Annotated in this window: 15 protein-coding genes and 1 tRNA gene; 13 read left to right on the top strand and 3 right to left on the bottom strand. The window is 61.6% G+C overall.

The window, feature by feature from the left end; genetic code table 11:
• The first annotated feature begins 18 nt into the window (after window positions 1-18).
• The 8 genes from BMY68_RS24540 (at window position 19) to peaD (ending at window position 9,849) form a co-directional block, all read left to right on the top strand.
• Window positions 19-91: transfer RNA gene (locus BMY68_RS24540), tRNA-Lys, on the top strand.
• A 107-nt stretch (window positions 92-198) separates the two neighbouring features.
• A complete protein-coding gene (locus BMY68_RS24535; RefSeq protein WP_085533841.1) occupies window positions 199-1,581 on the top strand; it encodes an MATE family efflux transporter in 1,383 nt (460 codons plus the stop codon).
• Between the two features lie 90 nt (window positions 1,582-1,671).
• Window positions 1,672-3,501: a hypothetical protein gene (locus tag BMY68_RS24530; RefSeq protein ID WP_085533842.1), complete on the top strand. Its 1,830-nt coding sequence runs from the start codon at window positions 1,672-1,674 to the stop codon at window positions 3,499-3,501.
• A gap of 25 nt (window positions 3,502-3,526) precedes the next feature.
• Window positions 3,527-4,699, top strand: a complete 1,173-nt coding sequence (locus BMY68_RS24525; RefSeq protein ID WP_085533844.1) for a pyridoxal phosphate-dependent aminotransferase — start codon at window positions 3,527-3,529, stop codon at window positions 4,697-4,699.
• Between the two features lie 568 nt (window positions 4,700-5,267).
• The gene (peaA, locus tag BMY68_RS24520; RefSeq protein ID WP_085534398.1) at window positions 5,268-6,848 is read left to right on the top strand and encodes a quinohemoprotein amine dehydrogenase subunit alpha; all 1,581 of its coding nucleotides are present in this window, start codon (window positions 5,268-5,270) and stop codon (window positions 6,846-6,848) included.
• A gap of 79 nt (window positions 6,849-6,927) precedes the next feature.
• Entirely contained in the window at window positions 6,928-8,361 is a 1,434-nt protein-coding gene (gene peaB, locus BMY68_RS24515) for a quinohemoprotein amine dehydrogenase maturation protein (RefSeq protein ID WP_085533846.1), read from the top strand.
• Window position 8,362: 1 nt separating this feature from the next.
• Window positions 8,363-8,686 (top strand): quinohemoprotein amine dehydrogenase subunit gamma, encoded by a 324-nt coding sequence (gene qhpC / locus BMY68_RS24510; protein ID WP_007921889.1) that lies wholly within the window; start codon window positions 8,363-8,365, stop codon window positions 8,684-8,686.
• 38 nt (window positions 8,687-8,724) lie between these two features.
• Complete coding sequence (peaD, locus tag BMY68_RS24505) at window positions 8,725-9,849, top strand: quinohemoprotein amine dehydrogenase subunit beta (RefSeq protein WP_085533848.1); 1,125 nt, start codon at window positions 8,725-8,727, stop codon at window positions 9,847-9,849.
• A gap of 87 nt (window positions 9,850-9,936) precedes the next feature.
• On the opposite strand, the gene BMY68_RS24500 is transcribed toward peaD, so the two are convergent.
• Both BMY68_RS24500 and BMY68_RS24495 read right to left on the bottom strand, forming a co-directional pair.
• Entirely contained in the window at window positions 9,937-10,338 is a 402-nt protein-coding gene (locus tag BMY68_RS24500; RefSeq protein WP_085533850.1) for a lysozyme inhibitor LprI family protein, read from the bottom strand.
• Between the two features lie 78 nt (window positions 10,339-10,416).
• Window positions 10,417-11,064: a hypothetical protein gene (locus tag BMY68_RS24495; RefSeq protein ID WP_085533851.1), complete on the bottom strand. Its 648-nt coding sequence runs from the start codon at window positions 11,062-11,064 to the stop codon at window positions 10,417-10,419.
• Window positions 11,065-11,272: 208 nt separating this feature from the next.
• Between BMY68_RS24495 and BMY68_RS24490 the strand changes: the two genes are divergently transcribed.
• Genes BMY68_RS24490 through BMY68_RS24480 form a run of 3 tightly spaced genes read left to right on the top strand, consistent with a single transcriptional unit; the run spans window position 11,273 to window position 12,899 of the window.
• Window positions 11,273-11,728: an SRPBCC family protein gene (locus BMY68_RS24490; protein WP_009044834.1), complete on the top strand. Its 456-nt coding sequence runs from the start codon at window positions 11,273-11,275 to the stop codon at window positions 11,726-11,728.
• On the top strand, window positions 11,718-12,077 hold the full coding sequence (locus BMY68_RS24485) for an ArsR/SmtB family transcription factor (protein WP_085533853.1): 360 nt from the start codon (window positions 11,718-11,720) through the stop codon (window positions 12,075-12,077). Before BMY68_RS24490 ends, BMY68_RS24485 begins: the two co-directional genes overlap by 11 nt.
• Before the next feature lie 15 nt (window positions 12,078-12,092).
• Window positions 12,093-12,899 (top strand): aminoglycoside phosphotransferase family protein, encoded by an 807-nt coding sequence (locus tag BMY68_RS24480; RefSeq protein ID WP_009044832.1) that lies wholly within the window; start codon window positions 12,093-12,095, stop codon window positions 12,897-12,899.
• Between the two features lie 222 nt (window positions 12,900-13,121).
• Here BMY68_RS24480 and BMY68_RS24475 read toward each other — a convergent pair whose 3' ends face one another.
• On the bottom strand, window positions 13,122-13,526 hold the full coding sequence (locus BMY68_RS24475; protein WP_009044831.1) for a GFA family protein: 405 nt from the start codon (window positions 13,524-13,526) through the stop codon (window positions 13,122-13,124).
• Window positions 13,527-14,034: 508 nt separating this feature from the next.
• On the opposite strand from BMY68_RS24475, the gene darA reads away from it, so the two are divergent.
• Window positions 14,035-14,976 carry a 2-hexyl, 5-propylresorcinol biosynthesis aromatase DarA gene (gene darA / locus BMY68_RS24470; RefSeq protein ID WP_085533855.1) on the top strand — a complete coding sequence of 314 codons (942 nt, stop codon included), beginning with the start codon at window positions 14,035-14,037 and terminating at the stop codon, window positions 14,974-14,976.
• Window positions 14,977-14,983: 7 nt separating this feature from the next.
• A complete protein-coding gene (darB, locus tag BMY68_RS24465; protein WP_085533857.1) occupies window positions 14,984-16,135 on the top strand; it encodes a beta-ketoacyl synthase DarB in 1,152 nt (383 codons plus the stop codon).
• Window positions 16,136-16,140: the final 5 nt, after the last annotated feature.

Genomic DNA, 16,140 nt, shown 5'->3' with positions numbered 1-16,140 from the left:
GAGCAGGACCGATACATGGGGGAGAATGCCCGGTGGCTTGGGCGCCAACTACTTAAGTTGGTAGTCGTGAGTTCGAGTCTCACTCTCTTCCACCAATTATCAGAAGGTCGGCTTGTTCATTTCGGCGAGAGATCGATCGAGCGGCTGGTGGCTACACTCTATTTGTTGTGTGTGCTGAATTAAATCAAGGATGCAGGTATGCAGTGGATTGCAGAAGGTCGGCGCATTATCAAAGTGGCGGTGCCGCTTTCGATCGTTTATTTGATCGAAAGCATGATGGCCTTCGTTGACTCCGTGTTCATGGGGCGTTTTCGTGCCGATGAAATCGCCGGTTATGGCCTGGGGGCACGTATCGTTTTCGATGCGACCAATGTCATCTGCCTGTGCGTCATCGGCATGGTCGCGGTTTTCTCCGCCAAGTACGACGCGCTCAAAGACAAGCGGGCGGTGGAAGCGCATGTGCAGCACGGCTTCTATATGTGCCTGCTGCTCAGCCTGCCGGTGGTCCTGGTGACCTTGAACCTTGGCAGTCTGCTGATGGCCTTCAACGTCGACGCGGCGGTGGCCCTGCAGGCCGATCAGTATGCGCAAGGCGCGGTGTACTCGATCTTGCCGCTGGCGTTGTTCTGCGTCTTGCGGGACCACTCGGCGGCGGTTTCCGACTTCTCGTCGATTTTCTACATCACGCTCTTCGCCAGCGTTTTCAAAGCGTTGATTTCCTACGTGCTGATCCTCGGCGAGTTTGGTTTTCCACGGCTGGGTGCGTACGGCGCGGGCCTTTCGACGTCCCTGGTCAGCTGGGGCATGCTGGGCGCGGAGATCCTGCTGTATTCCCTGAGCAATCGCCGGTCCGGCAAGACGTACGCGATCTTCACCGGCTGGGTCAGCCTGCGCTGGGCACTGGTCAAAAAGTACCTGGAGATGGGCCTGCCCCTCTCGGCGAACAGCCTGGTCATTTCGTTGATGTTCATCGTGCTGATGCTCTTTACCGAGAAAGTCGGGACCCTGGAGCTGGCCGCGGCGCAACTGGTGTTTTCCTATATCTACCCGGTCTTCATGCTGGTTGAAGGGGTGCGGGAAGCCATCGCCATTCGCGTGGCCCAGGAGCATGCGCTGGGCAACGTGCACAAGGTGCGCAAGCTGACGGTAGTGGCTTGCCTGGTGAGCATGCTGTTTCTGTTTCCTTTCGCCTTTGTGGTCTTTTTCGATTCCACGCTGGTCGCCTCGATGTTCTTCAACGTCAACGAGTTGGCGAACATTGGCCTGCTGACCCAGTTCAACCTGATCGTCGGCCTGGCCGCCCTGAGCATCGTCGTTGAGTGCGTGCAGGTCATCGTGCTCGGCGCGCTGAAGGGCCTGGAAGACACCAAGGTGCCGTTCCTGATCAATACCACCACCGCCTGGGTGATCGGCGTCGCCGGGGGCTATCACCTGACATTCAACCTGGACCAGGGGGTCGTCGGCCTCTGGGTGGCGCTGATTCTCAGCCACCTGGTGTCGCTGGTGATGTTGGCGGCCCGGCTGCTGCTGGTCACCAGGCCCAACAGCCCTCTGTTGTGCGCGACCTCGGTGCACGACTGACGGCTACTCATCGCCAGGCCGGTCGAACCCGGCCTGGACACCCACCATCAAGGTTTTCGGAAGATCGCCGGTCTGTACGGGGGAGTGCGTATGCGTGAAGTACTGGCTACTTACATTGAGGCTTATGACGTCGCGATCGATTGCCTGGAGCATTTGCATGGCACCGAGCTGGCGACGGCCGTCGATCAATTGTTGTCGCGGATCGCGGCCTGTGACGATGTGCTGGTCAACAACGTGCTCAAGCACCATTGTCATGTACTGGAGCTGAACAGCGAGGAATGGGCGTGGTTCCTGCCCGGTATTCTCGAGCTGGAGCGCAACAGCGCCTTTGTGGCGGCCTACCTGATCGAGAAGATCCCGCTGCTCAAGCAACAGCTGGATATGCGGGCCTTCGTCGAGTTCCTGCTCGCCATCAAGGATCATTCGGCGCGCGGCCTGTCCTACCTGATCGGCACTGCCGATTCGGCCCTGTGTGACGACCTGGAGTCGATCCTGGAGGCGGTAGGCACTGCCTATTATCAGGCCGCCATGGACTGTGTGCTGCGCCATAAGGATTCACTCGGCGCGTGCTGCGCGCCCTTGCTCATCCACATCAAGAACTACAGCCGGCACCTGCCCGCCACCGACCTGGACGCGCTGGCGGCCCTGGTCTGCGAAGTGCACGCCCGCTACGGCAGTTTCGGCGCGGTGGCCCTGCTGGAAAACGCCGATGGGGTATTTGCCCGGCACAGTGTCCAGGCGGTGCGTGAACGCCTGGACGAACTGGCCGAGGCCAGTGTCGATTATTTCCATTACCTGCTTGCCAATGGCCTGCCGCAGGTCGGCGCGGTGCGCGCCGACACGGCTACGGTCGAGCAACTGGACGGCGCGAGCCTGACCTCGCATATCGACGCCCCGGGGGTGTTCGATGGCGGGTTGGTCTCGGCGATCATTTCCAACATGAACTTCATGGACCCGAAGACCCTGGAGAACATGCGTCATCAGTTGTCGATCGATGATTTCAACCGCTGGTTCGAACAGCAGCCCGCGTTCGCCAATGCGCGCATGCAGATCGCCGATGCCTATGCCGGTGCCTGGTTCTCGCCGTTCGACTACTGGGGTGGCGAAATGGGCATCGCCCGCTTCAGGACGCTGATAGGCCAGGCGATCGAGGCGACCTACGACAAGCAGGCCCGGCAAACCCTGGTCTACCAGAACAAGGCGCTGTTCGACCGGCATGCCGAGTACAGCGAAAACCGCCTGCGACTGATGATCGATGCGGCGTTTCCCCTGGGCGGTGACGGATCGCCGGTGCCCGAGGATATCGCCAGTATCCGGACCTATCTGGACGACCACGATCGCCAGGCTTTGCGTGATCGGCAGTCCAGGCAGCGGGTGTTCATCAGCACCTGGAACAGGAACCCCTGGCAGGACTACAGCCGCTCCGACGAGTTTTACTCCTGCACCGGCATTGGCGATTACGCCGTCAACAATGCCCCGGGTTACCTGGTCGAACCGAACCTGTGCCGGCTGTATGTCTGGTACCAGGGGCGACGCATCGGCCGGCTCAACCTGATTGCGGTGGCGGATGTCGAGGGGACGCCGGGCCTGTTGCTCGATGGCGTCGAGGGTGGCGGTCGCCTGTTGCAGTCGGAAGAACGGGTGCTGGACATCCTCGGCAGTGTCGCCGGGTTCGCCAGGCGTTGTGGCCTGAGTGCCTATTACATCAACTGCAAGGCCACCTACAACAATGTGCCCAAACAGTTCATAGCCCAGGCGATTCGTCATGTCGGGCTACCGGTGACGCCTGCTTATCTACGTCGCTATTACCAAGGAATGGAAATCTATCAGGCGATGCCCCACGGACTCATACCGTTCTTCGAATCCTTCGGGAACAACCTGTCCGGGATCGTGAGCGGCCTGAAAATCACGTTGCCCTAGGGGTCAACGTTCACAAGGAGGTGTTATGTCGACTACATTGACCGATCACGAGTACCTGGCCCTGAACTCAGCCTGCAGCTTCGCTGACGGGCACGCCTATCACGAGTTGCCCTGCGGGCTGGAGGGGGTCGTCGAGCAACTGCCGAACATTTGGTATGACTGCAATCAAACCAAGGTTCGCGACATGGAGAAGTCTTTCAAGTGTGAGTGGGCCAACCTGCTCGATTCCAGCGAGTTGTTGCGCCACGAGCACTTCCGGGTTTCCCCGACCGCGTCGAACTCCATCGATATCGTCGCGACACTCCTGGCCGAGCGGGCCCCGCGGGTGCTGCTGATCGAACCGACGTTCGACAACCTGTACCTGATGCTCAAGCGCCGCGGCTGCGAAGTGTCACCGCTGAACGAGCAGGCGATGATTGACGCCATCGACGAGGATAACGTGGCCGAGCTGCTGGACGGGCATGCGTTCGATACCCTGTTCCTGGTCAACCCGAACAACCCCACCGGGTACCTGATCCGCGAGAAACAGTTCAAGGTCATCGCCGAATACTGCCAGCGGCGCAACAAGGTGCTGGTGGTGGACTCGACCTTTCGTTTCTATACCAGGCAACCCTTCAATGACTATGCCGCGCTGTTGAAGGCGGGCGGCTCGTTCGTGGTCATCGAGGACACCGGCAAGACCTGGCCGACCCAGGACATGAAGTCGAGCATGATCGTCTATTCCGAGGACCTGGCCGCGGGCCTGGAAAAGATCTACGAAGAGATCTACCTGTGCCATTCGCGTTTTGTCATGGGGGTGTTCGTCGATCTGTTCCGGCGCACGGCGGCGGTGGGCCTGGAACAGGCGCTGGTGCATGAGATCGGGCTGCGCAGCGCCAAGGTCAGGGCATTGCTGGCCGGTACCGATCTGCGCTGCATTACCGACAGCCGCGCGACGGCGATGCCGGTGGAGTGGATCGATGTCTCGCGCACCGGGAAGACCGACGCGGAGCTGATCAAGCAGTTTCTGCGCCACGGCTTCCATTGCCTGCCAGGCAGCCACTTTTTCTGGCACGCCTATTACGAACGCGGCATCCAGAGTTCGCGCTTCATCCGCATCTCGCTCGCCCGTCCCGCGCAGGTCTTCGAAAACGGCCTGACGCTGTTGCGCAACATCTGCCATGAATCGAACCTGGCCAGGCTGGCTGTGAACGGTTGAGTCATCCCCCTGCGTTCCTGCTGGTGGCGGCTCATTCATCCGCAGGGCCCAGCAGGCCTTTCTCATCTTTTTTGTGAGTCCCGATCGACGGCTTCACAAAAAAGATGATTTCTGGTGCCTCCTTGGCGAGCTCCAGAACCCTCCATTGCGCGGCACGGCACCCGCCGCCGGCGCCCCAAGCCCCATGCCCTGCGACCGCCGCCGGCGCCTGTACGCCACGGGTTCGGCCAGGCTCCCGTGGGCGTCCTTCCTGTGCTTAGCTTTCAGGATCCTGCTGTTCTCGCGGGGCGTGAACGGGTCTCGTCTCAGAGTGGAACAGTTGTCGCGAAATTAAACGCGGCCAGCCGGCGATTGCCTGGGAGATGCGTCCTGGATCTTCAGCAAGTCCTTGATAAAACACATCATTTGTAAGCTGGCACGCTCCGTGTATTGCTGACTTCAGACGTTTCTCTTGCCTCCATGCCCGGCGCGACGGGCATGGCAGAAACCCTGAAAACGACGCACGACAATAATAAAGCTCGCCAATAAAAAGCTCGCTAATAAAAAGCTCCGTGGAGGTCCGACCTTGATCAAGAGAACACTCCGAGCAGGCACGTCCAGCGGCCTGCTGGCGCTGGCGGTCTGCGCCGCCTTGCATGCCCCTCCCAGCCTTGCCGCGCGCGCGGCCCAGGCCATCCTCAAGGAAACCTGCCAGGGCTGCCATACCCCGGAAACGGCGGGCGGCCTGAGCCGCATCAGCCACCAGCGCAAGACCCCGGAAGGCTGGCTGATGAGCATCGCCCGCATGCAGGTCATGCATGGCCTGCAGATCAGCGACGACGACCGCCGTACCCTGGTCAAATACCTGGCCGACACCCAGGGCCTGGCGCCGAGCGAAACCGATGGCGTGCGCTACGCCCTGGAGCGGCGCCTGAACACCGTGGAGAAGTTCGACGAACAAACCAGCCAGATGTGCGGCCGTTGCCACTCCGGCGCGCGGGTCGCCCTGCAGCGGCGCCCGGCCCAGGAGTGGGAGCGCCTGGTGAACTTCCACCTCGGCCAATGGCCGTCCCTGGAATACCAGGCGCTTTCCCGCGATCGCGACTGGTTCGACCTGGCGCGCAAGGAGATGGTGCCGCTGCTGGCCAAGCGTTATCCGCTGGACAACCCGGCCTGGGCCAAATGGCTGGCCAGCGCGCCCAAGGCCGAGACCCTGGTGGGCGACTGGAGCTTCAGCGGCCACCTGCCGGGCAAGGGCGAACTGGCCGGGGTGATGAGCGTCGCTGCCGGTGGCAACGACACCTTCAAGGTCGGCATCAAGGGCCAGTACGCCGACGGCAGCCTGTTCAACGGCGAGGGCAGCGCGATCCTCTACAGCGGCTACGAATGGCGCGGCAATGTCAGCATCGACGGCGTGAGCATGCGCCAGGTATTCGCCGCCAAAGGCAATGCATTGCAGGGCCGGATGTTCGAGGCCGAGCACGACGAGCGCGGCCTGGACTTCGTCGCCGCCAGGCAGGGCAGCAGCCGTTTGCTGGCGGTGCAGCCGGGTTACCTGAAGGCTGGCGCCGAAGCTGAAGTCACCCTGATCGGCAGCGGCCTCACCGGCAAGCCGAACTTCGGTAAAGGCGTGGAAGTGCTCGAAGTCATCGAGCAGAGCGCGGAGCGGATCAAGGTCCGGCTCAAGGCAGCCGCCAATGCCCAACCGGGCCTGCGCAATGTCACCGTCGGCACGCTGAAAGGCCCGACGCTGTCGGTCTACAGCAGTATCTCCGAAGTCAAGGTGGTGCCGGAGTTCTCGGTGGCGCGGGTCGGCGACGGCGGCGGTTCGACGCCGAAAGTCCAGGGTCGCTTCGATGCCGAAGCCTGGGGCAAGGGCGCCGATGGCAAGCCGTACCGCATCGGCGTGTTCCCGGCGCAGTGGAAGGTCGAAGCCTTCGACGAGCGCGCCAGGGAAGACGAGGACGTCAAGTTCGCAGGCCAGATGCAGGCCGACAGCGGCGTGTTCATTCCGGGCGATGCCGGGCCGAACCCGCAGCGCAAGATGTCCACCAACAACGCCGGCAACCTCAAGGTGATCGCCGCCGTCGACGACGCAGGAAAATCCCTGACCGGCGAAGGCCACCTGATCGTCACCGTGCAACGCTGGAACAATCCACCCATCCCCTAAGGCGCGGTCCGTGACTGACGACACCCTTTCGGAATGACCGCGGGCCCCCGCCAAAAGGGGCCGGCACAGGAGGTTTGCAATGGGCGCTATCTTGAATCTGGTCGAACGCAACCTGCACGAAGTGCAGGTCGATGCCGACCGCATGCTGTTCCATATCCCCAGCAGTTCGCTGTTCGCCAGCGATGCCTTGACCGGCAGCATCATCGATGCCTTGCGCGGGCCGGGCTGTTCTTCCAGCGACCTGATCCAGCGGCTGGCCAGCCAGTACGACGGCGAGGAAATCAACGAGACCCTGCGCGAGCTGATCGCCCTGGAACTGGTCAGCGACGGCTCGCCGCTGACTGAGGAATGGACCGTCAAGCGGGTCGAGCGCACGGCGATCAACACCGTGGTGCTCAACGTCAACACCGGCTGCAACCTGAGTTGCACCTACTGCTACAAGGAGGACCTGGACAAGCCCTCGGCGGGCAAGAAGATGGACGTCGAGACGGCCATCGCCTCGGTGGAAATGCTGCTCAGGGAATCCCCCGACGAGGAGCGTTTCACCGTGGTGTTTTTTGGTGGCGAGCCGCTGAGCAACCGCAAGCTGATCGAGTACATGGTCGACTATTGCGAGCAGCGTTTTCGCGAGGCGGGCAAGTTCGTCGAGTTCGTCATGACCACCAACGCCACGCTGCTCACCGAAGAGACGGTGGACTACCTGAATGCCCACCGCTTTGGCTTGTCGGTGAGCATCGACGGGCCCAAGACCGTGCACGACCGCAACCGCATCACCGTGGGCGGGCAGGGCACCTATGACGTGGTGCGGCGCAAGGCGCAGATGCTGCTGGCGCGCTACGACAGCCGCCCGGTCGGCGCGCGGGTGACGTTGACCACCGGGGTCACCGATGTGGAAACCATCTGGGATCACCTGTTCAACGAACTGGGTTTCGCCGAGGTCGGGTTTGCCCCGGTGACCTCGGGCGATATCAGCAGCTTCAACCTCACAGGCGAGGAACTGATAGAAGTCTTCGCCAGCATGAAGCGCCTGGGCCGGCGCTACCTGGAGGCGGCCCTGGAGCATCGCAATATCGGTTTCTCCAACCTGCACCAGTTGATCACCGATATCCATGAAGGCCACAAGAAGGCGCTGCCCTGTGGCGCCGGGCTGAAGATGCTGGCGGTGGACCACAAGGGCGAGCTGAACCTGTGCCACCGCTTTACCGGCTCATCGCTGCCGACCTTCGGCAACGTGCGCGAGGGCGGGGTGAAGCAGATGGAGCTCAACGACTTCCTGTCCCAGCGCCTGGACCGCAGCAACACCGGCTGCGACAGCTGCCGCATCCGCAACCTGTGCTCCGGCGGCTGCTACCACGAGAGCTACGCCCGCTACGGCGACCCGGCGCACCCGACTTATCACTATTGCGAACTGATGCGTGATTGGGTGGATTTCGGCATCGAGGTCTACAGCCGGATCATGGCCCGCAACCCTGCGTTCATCAGCAGTTACATCACTCCGCGCAAGGCCCACTGACATGAAGCATCTCAAGCCGATCAATAACAAAGCCCAGAAACTGGAACAGGCCGCCGACGAGAACCGTATCGAAGAAGTGGTCGCCATGAGTTCGGTGGCCGGTTGTGCCTCGACCACCGACCCGGGCTGGGAAATCGATGCCTTCGGTGGCGTGTCGTCCTTGTGCCAGCCGATGGAGGCCGACCTCTACGGTTGCTCCGACCCTTGCTGGTGGCCGGCCCAGGTGCCGGACATGATGAGCACCTACCCCGACTGGAACAAGGACGCCCAGGCCTCCAACGAGAACTGGCGCAACCTCGGCACCGTCTTTCCCAAAGATAAATAGCCTAAAGACAAGTAATCGGTCAGTAGAAGGATTCCAGCATGCGCTTGATCAATGCCTGCGGCTTGGCCGCTTCCGCCGTCCTGGGGGCCTGTTCCCTCAGCGTCCTGGCCGATGACAACAGTGACAAGGCCCTCAACGCCGGCCATGAATACATGGTCACCATCAACTACCCGAACAACCTGCACGTGATCGACCTGGCCAGCGACACGCTGTACAAGACCTGCAAGATGCCCGACGCCTTCGGCCCCGGCACCGTGCAGCTGGCGCCGGACCGCAAGGTCGCCTACGTGCTGAACAACCATTACGCCGATGTCTATGGCGTCGAACTGGACAGCTGTAAGCAGGTGTTCCACGCCAGCATCACCCAGCAGCCGGGGGAAAAGGCGCGCTCGATGTTCGCCTTCACCGTCAGCCACGACGGCAAGGAGCTGTACACCGTGGCCAACCCGACGCTGATGCTCAACGACCGTTATGAGGTCAAGCCGCCGCGGCTGGATGTGTATGCCACCGACGCCGGGCTCAAGGCCAAGCCGGTGCGCAGCTTTCCGGCGCCACGGCAACTGACCATCATGCAGAGCGGTGACGACGGCTCGTTGTATGTGGCCGGGGCGGATGTGTACAAGGTCGACGTCAAGACCGGCAAGTTCGATGTGCTGATCCCCAGCCGCCACTGGAAACGCCCGAACTACAGCGCGCCGGACGTGCTCTACGTGTGGAACCAGCAGACCTGGCGCCATGATTTCTCGCTGCTCTACACCGCCGCCAGGTTCAAGGATAAGAAACAGGACCCGGCCACTGCCGAGTACCTGTACGGCCTGTTCAGCATCGACTTGAAAACCGGCAAGAGCGAAACCACCGACTTCGGCCCGCTGACGGAAATCTACTTCAGCGGCATGCGTTCGCCGAAGGACCCGAACCTGATGTTCGGCGTACTCAACCGCTTGGCCAAGTACGACATCCGGCAGAAAAAACTGCTCCAGGCCGCCACCCTGGACCATTCCTACTACTGCATTTCGTTCAACAAGGCGGGCAGCAAGATCTACCTGGCCGGGACCTTCAACGACGTGGCGATCTTCGATGCCGACAGCCTGAAGCAGATCGGCAATATCAAGCTGCCGGGCGGGGACATGGCGATCACCACGGCCCAGGTGTTCGAGCGCTAGCCATCGCGAGCAAGCTCGCTCCTACAGGAATGGCGACGCCCTGTAGGAGCGAGCTTGCTCGCGAAAAATCTAAAGATCGCCGCCGATTCAATTGCCCGGCACCGGGCAGCTCAGGTCGCCTTCCTGGCACTTGAGGTAGGTCTTGAATGCCTCGACCCGGGCCTTGGTCAGGTCGGTGGTGCAGTTGCTGTAGATCAACGGATAGACGCTGCCACCGGCCACCCCGGAGGCGGCGAACCCGCATTCCGCATCCCGAAAAGCCACCCAGGCGCGCTGGGCGCCGACCAGCAGCTTCTTGCCGTCCGGGTTGTCCTTCAGGCGCTGGGTGATGCGCTGGTAGAGCGTGTTCAGTTCCTTGTCCGCCGCCTGGTGCTGCTCGGCGGCGCACTGGTTCATGGCGGCCTGGGTGCTGGCATTGGCACAGTCGGCGGCCTGGGCCAGCGGGGTGAGCAGCAGCGGCATCAGGGCCAGGAAAATGCGTGGGTTCATGGTGATTCTCACAGTGAAGGGTGACACGCCGACAAGGGACATCGCCCGATGTTGGCGTCGCGCGGCAAGGGCCGCCGGTCAATCGTCGTCATAATCGCCGCCGGACAATTCGAAGGCCGCGGCCTCGACCGCGCGGACCGGTGTCAGGCTATAGGGCGCGATCTTCAGCCTGTCGAGGCGCCGGCTGTACGCCTGGTCGAAGTCCTCATGAAATGCGGCGAAACCGGGAGCCGCGATCAGGGTTCTGATGTCCTCGATGTAGGAACGGTAGTTTTCAACCTTGCTCATGTTGGTCGTGGCATCGATGGTTGCCCAGACTCGCGCGACCTTCGAATCCCAGATCGGATAGAGCTGCGGGCGCAGAAAGTGCAGGAGCTTGGAGGTGCCCACTACCGAGTGCAGGCTGTTGGCCAGATCCTGCATCTGCGCCGTGTCGATCAGAACGTTCGATTGCAGTGCGCAGGCGAGGGCGGCCGAGGCTTTATCGACATGTCTGGCATTCACCCGGGCCACCCTGGGCATCCAGCCGTAGCACATTGCCGATAACTGCAGCAGCAGGTCGCCACTGTCGTGGGAGCTGGCCAGGGTTCTGGAGGCGGCCAAGAGGGCGGGGTAGGAGCGCAGGTAGGTCAGCGACTGAGGCGTCAGTTCGATCAGCGGCTCGTCGATCAGCCTGATCGCCCGGCGCAGTTTTTCAAGGGTGATTCCGGGGGGCGTCTGGGTCATCGGAGGCATTCCATTTTGTTGTCCGGTGTCTTCTCCACCGTGCTGCGCAGTGGCGGGGCAGCCATTGGAGAGTGGCGAGCTTAGCCCTGTTTTTCGGCGGCAGGGTGAAGGATTTCAACCCATGCTTGGTCGGGCGACAAAAAAATACGCAACTATCAGGTTGCGTTTTTCACGAGAGCGTCTAGGGTTTGATCACTGGAGGTGACCCATGAACTCATCAGATCGCATCGAAAGAAAGATCCTGCTCAAGGCAACCCGTTCTCGCGTCTGGGCCGCGCTGGCGAATGCCGAGGCGTTCGGCAGCTGGTTCGGCGTGGCGCTCGCGGGCCAGCGTTTTGTCGTCGGGCAACGGACCCGTGGGCAGATTACCTATCCCGGGTATGAACACCTGGTCTGGGATGTGCTGGTGGAGCGGCTGGAGCCCGAACATCTGTTCGCCTTCAGCTGGCACCCGTACGCGGTGGAGCCTGGAGTCGACTATTCCGCCGAGCCCAGCACCCTGGTGCAATTCGAACTCGAAGACCTGGACGGCGGCACCTTGCTGCGGGTGGTCGAGTCGGGATTCGATGGCATTCCACCCGAGCGGCGGCTCAAGGCGTTTCGCATGAACAGCCGCGGCTGGGACGAGCAGATGAACAATATCGAGACCTATCTTGGCCCCTGATACTTCTTCCCCATCCCTGCTGCCGGTGGCGGCATCCCTGGACGGCTCGGCCATGATCTTCGCGGCACTGGGCGACGAGACCCGCCTGCGGCTCGTTGCCATTCTGTGTGGCGGCGGCGCTATGTCGATCACCCAGCTGACCCTCGGCACCGACATCAGCCGCCAGGCGGTGACCAAGCATTTGCAGGTGCTGGCGCAGGCCGGGCTGGTGCGCGACGCCAAGCTGGGGCGCGAGCGGCTGTGGGCATTAGAGCCGGGCCGACTGGCCGATGCCCGACGCTCGCTGGAGGTGATTAGCCAGCAATGGGATCAGGCCCTGGGTCAATTGCAGGCCTTTGTCGAGTCATAACGGAAAGAGTCACGGATGTTCGAGTTTTACCTGAAACGCTGGAACCTGCAGGTCGATGGCGCGCCCATCGTCACCCCTGGCAGCCACCTGTTGCCGGTGCGCCTGGACGATGCGCCGGCGATGCTGAAGATCGCCCTCGACGACGAGGAGAAATACGGCAACCGCCTGATGGTCTGGTGGGCCGGGGAGGGCGCCGCCCGGGTCTATGCGCACCACGGCGATGGCTTGTTGATGGAGCGGGCCATGGGTCGGCGCTCGCTGATGCAGATGGCCCTGGCCGGCGAAGACGACGAGGTCAGCCGGATCGTCTGCGCCAGCCTGGCACGCCTGCATGCGCCCCGCGCGACGCCCTTGCCGCCGCTGTTGAGCCTGCAGGAATGGTTCAAGGCCCTGCGCCCGGCCGCCCGGCGCGAGGGTGGAGTTTTCCTGCGCTGCCTGGCCACGGCCGATGAACTGCTGGCTACCCCTCGGGAACAGGTGGTGCTGCACGGCGATATCCATCACGACAATGTGCTGGATTTCGAGGAACGCGGCTGGCTGGTGATCGATCCCAAGCGGGTCATGGGCGAGCGCGGTTTCGATTTCGCCAACCTGATCTGCAACCCGGACCTGGCGACCAGCAGCGATCCGCGGCGCTTCACCCGCCAGGTCGAGGTCATCGCCCAGGCCGCCGGGCTGGAGCGCAAGCGCCTGCTGCAATGGGTGCTGGCCTATACCGGGCTGTCCGCCGCCTGGTTCCTGGAGGACGGCGACGTACCCAGCGCGGAACACCAACTGCAAGTGGCGGAATTGGCCATCCACGCTCTGGAAGACGCGGCCTAGGGGTTTTGGCAGGTCGATCTATGGCGAAAGGCTTACATGCGCTGGCTGCTATCTCGCCTATTGCCGATTGGGCGACAGGCTTAATCTTCACCCACCAACTGCAGCGCAGGACGCGCTCAGGGTCATGGATGACCGACCATGTGCAAGGATGCAGCGACAGGATGTCGTAATGGTCTTGAAGAAACCCCGCTTCGGCGGGGTTTTTTTTCGCCTGTGGAAAAGCTAGAGGTGACGGGTTTCCTCCGGCACGTTACCCCAGTTGTCATGGCGCCCGTCGGCATAGTGCACCGGGGCCGCAAGCAGTTCCTGCAGGTCGATGTCATCCAGGGTCATCACTTGCACCGCGACATAGTCACCGCCGATCTCCTGCACATGACCGCGCCCGAAGGGGCGCACGCCGCAATGCTTGCAGAACAGATGATGGGTATTGCCGCTGTTGAACCGATAGTCGCTCAGCGCCTGTTCGCCACTGAGCAGGCGAAAGGCTTTGGGGGCGATGATTGCGTTCCAGTTGCGGGTCTTGCTGCAGATCGAGCAATTGCACTTGTTGGTGCCCTGGCTCAAGTCGATCTCGGCTTCATAGCGCACGGCACCGCAATGACAACTGCCGGTGTAAGTCTTGTGCATGGCAAGGTTCCTGAGGGAAGGCTGGGCCAGAGTGTAGAAGCTGCCCGGACATTAGCGGGAAAACTTTTTGATTAAGGCCAGTAGCCAGTATTGAATGTGCCCTGCTTAAATAAAAAAAGTTCCGATAAGAGCATGTAAGTTCGTCCGTTGGGTAGCGCGAAGGGCCTACCAGAGTTGGTAGGTTTACAAGCGTCCGATTGCAGATACAGTTTCAACCAGAAGACGGGTTCTGTCCCACTACAGGTTCTTTCTGTCAAAAACAGGCAGAAAGTATTTGTCATGCGGGGTGGGCGATTTCCGGTTTCAGTTCGTCACCAGGCCACTGCTCCGGGTGCTGCTGTTTTTGTCGTACATCATGTTTTGTTTTTTAAGTTCGACCAGCCACGAATACAGTGCGCGTCTTTCTCGTCGTGCCCAACTTATAAAAACTGCCTTTTATGCTGAAGTTCACATTCAAGTGAATCTCTGGCGTGTCTGTGTGGTTGAAAAGCCAAAGGTCCCCGCACTTATGAAACATGTTCTTGTGGTTCGTTATTCGCAAAGCGGTCAGTTGAACGACGTGGTCGAAAGCCTGATCTCGCCCCTGCGTTCGACGCGGGAGGTCAAGGTGCATGAGATGGTGCTCAAGCCCCGGGTCGCCTATCCGTTTCCCTGGCCAGTGGGCCGGTTTTTCGACGTGTTTCCCGAGACCGTGCAGCTCAGCCCGCCGGCCATCGAACCGCTGCATACCGATCATCCCGGGCCCTTCGACCTGGTGATCCTGGCGTACCAGGTCTGGTATCTGTCGCCGTCGCCGCTGATCACCGCGTTTCTCCAGAGCGCGCAAGGCAAGCGCCTGCTGGCCGGGCGCCCGGTGGTCACGGTGATCGCCTGCCGCAACATGTGGCTGATGGCCCAGGAGGCGGTCAAGCGTTTGCTGCACGAGGCCGGCGCGCGGTTGCGCGACAACGTGGTGCTGACCGACCGGGCCAATACCTTCGCCACCCTGATTACCACGCCGCGCTGGATGTTCACCGGCAGCCGCGAGTCATTCCTCGGCCTGCCCAAGGCCGGGATCAGCGCCGAGGATGTCCAGGGCGCCGCACGTTTCGGGCGGGCATTGAAGGCCGCCCTGCAGGCCAATAAAGAGCAAGCCGACGGGCCGATGCTGGCAGGACTGGGGGCGGCGACCGTCAACCCCGGGCTGATACTCAGCGAGCGGGCGGCCTATAGAGGCTTCAAGTTCTGGTCGGGAATAATTTGCCGTTTCGGCAAGTATGGGCAATGGCTACGGCGACTCTTGCTGTGCCTGTTCATCGTTTATCTATTGTTGGTCATCTTGACTGTCCTGCCTGTTTCACTGGTGTTACGCCGTTTGCTTCATCCCTTTATCCGGGCGCGTCTCGATAAGTTACAGCGTTATTACGAACAGCCGTCCGGTTCGCAACTAAATCTTGAATCCGAAGGGTGAAATCATCATGAGTGAATTGTTTGTCTATATCACGAAAACATCCACTTATATGCCGGGAGAGGCAGTGGATAACGATACGATGGAGAGCATTCTCGGGTATGTGGGCGGGCGACCTTCACGGTCTCGGCAAGTAGTGCTGCGTAATAACGGGATCAAGCAGCGCTATTATGTGCTGGACCCGCAGACCGGTATTCCCCGTTTCACTAACGCGCAAATAACCGCCGAGGCAATCAAGGGCCTGGTGGGCGACGGCTTTACCCTGGACACCATGGAATGCCTGTCCACCGGCACCACCATGCCGGACCAGTTGATGCCCAACCATGGCGTGATGGTGCATGGCGAACTGGGCAACAAGCCTTGTGAGGTGGTGTCCACCGCCGGCATTTGCCTGGCGGGCCTCACCGCGCTGAAATACGCCTACCTGTCGGTGCTTGCGGGGGCCAGCCGCAATGCCGTGGCCACCGCCTCGGAGGTGCCTTCGCCGGTGCTGCATGCGCGCAATTTCGATGCGGAAAACGAGGCGCTGGTGGCACAGATGGCAGCCCGTCCGGAAATCGCCTTCGATAAGGATTTCCTGCGCTGGATGCTGTCCGACGGGGCCGGGGCCTTCCTGCTCGAGAACCAGCCACGGGCCGGCGGCCTGTCGCTGCGCATCGACTGGATCGACATCTTCTCCTACGCCAACGAATTGCCGACCTGCATGTACGCCGGCGCGGAAAAGGCCGAGGACGACAGCCTGGTCGGCTGGAAGCTGCTGACCCCGGAGGAGTGGGCCTCGCGCTCGATCTTCGCGATCAAGCAGGACGTGCGGCTGCTGAACGAGAACGTGGTGAAGTACACCCTCGGCAAGCCGCTCAAGGAGGTGATGATCAAGCGCAACCTGTCGCCCGAGGCCATCGACTGGTTCCTGCCGCACATGTCATCGGAATACTTCCGCAAGCCGATTGCCGAGTGCCTGGAAAACACCGAGCTGGCGATTCCCCAGGAGCGCTGGTTCACCAACCTGTCCGAGCGCGGCAACACGGGCTCGGCGTCGATCTACATCATGATCCATGAGCTGCTGGAGTCCGGACGCCTGCACAAGGGGCAGCGCGTGCTGTGTTTCGTCCCGGAAAGCGGGCGCTTCTCCGGCGGCTTCATGCACCTGACGGTGGTCTGACGCGC

It is taken from the genome of Pseudomonas sp. NFACC41-3, from assembly GCF_900109505.1.
In the GTDB taxonomy this organism is placed as follows: Bacteria; Pseudomonadota; Gammaproteobacteria; order Pseudomonadales; family Pseudomonadaceae; genus Aquipseudomonas; species Aquipseudomonas chlororaphis.
The sequence above is the reverse complement of the archived record's forward strand: the minus strand, read 5'-3'. Positions and strand labels throughout refer to the sequence as shown.

What these genes read in the sequence shown, in the direction of transcription:
- darB (WP_085533857.1), top strand. Translation starts at nt 14,984, where the DNA reads ATGAGTGAATTGTTTGTCTATATCACGAAAACATCCACTTATATGCCG.
- BMY68_RS24490 (WP_009044834.1), top strand. Translation starts at nt 11,273, where the DNA reads ATGAACTCATCAGATCGCATCGAAAGAAAGATCCTGCTCAAGGCAACC.
- BMY68_RS24525 (WP_085533844.1), top strand. Translation starts at nt 3,527, where the DNA reads ATGTCGACTACATTGACCGATCACGAGTACCTGGCCCTGAACTCAGCC.
- qhpC (WP_007921889.1), top strand. Translation starts at nt 8,363, where the DNA reads ATGAAGCATCTCAAGCCGATCAATAACAAAGCCCAGAAACTGGAACAG.
- BMY68_RS24495 (WP_085533851.1), bottom strand. Translation starts at nt 11,064, where the DNA reads ATGACCCAGACGCCCCCCGGAATCACCCTTGAAAAACTGCGCCGGGCG.
- BMY68_RS24480 (WP_009044832.1), top strand. Translation starts at nt 12,093, where the DNA reads ATGTTCGAGTTTTACCTGAAACGCTGGAACCTGCAGGTCGATGGCGCG.
- BMY68_RS24535 (WP_085533841.1), top strand. Translation starts at nt 199, where the DNA reads ATGCAGTGGATTGCAGAAGGTCGGCGCATTATCAAAGTGGCGGTGCCG.
- BMY68_RS24500 (WP_085533850.1), bottom strand. Translation starts at nt 10,338, where the DNA reads ATGAACCCACGCATTTTCCTGGCCCTGATGCCGCTGCTGCTCACCCCG.
- peaB (WP_085533846.1), top strand. Translation starts at nt 6,928, where the DNA reads ATGGGCGCTATCTTGAATCTGGTCGAACGCAACCTGCACGAAGTGCAG.
- BMY68_RS24475 (WP_009044831.1), bottom strand. Translation starts at nt 13,526, where the DNA reads ATGCACAAGACTTACACCGGCAGTTGTCATTGCGGTGCCGTGCGCTAT.
- BMY68_RS24530 (WP_085533842.1), top strand. Translation starts at nt 1,672, where the DNA reads ATGCGTGAAGTACTGGCTACTTACATTGAGGCTTATGACGTCGCGATC.
- darA (WP_085533855.1), top strand. Translation starts at nt 14,035, where the DNA reads ATGAAACATGTTCTTGTGGTTCGTTATTCGCAAAGCGGTCAGTTGAAC.
- peaD (WP_085533848.1), top strand. Translation starts at nt 8,725, where the DNA reads ATGCGCTTGATCAATGCCTGCGGCTTGGCCGCTTCCGCCGTCCTGGGG.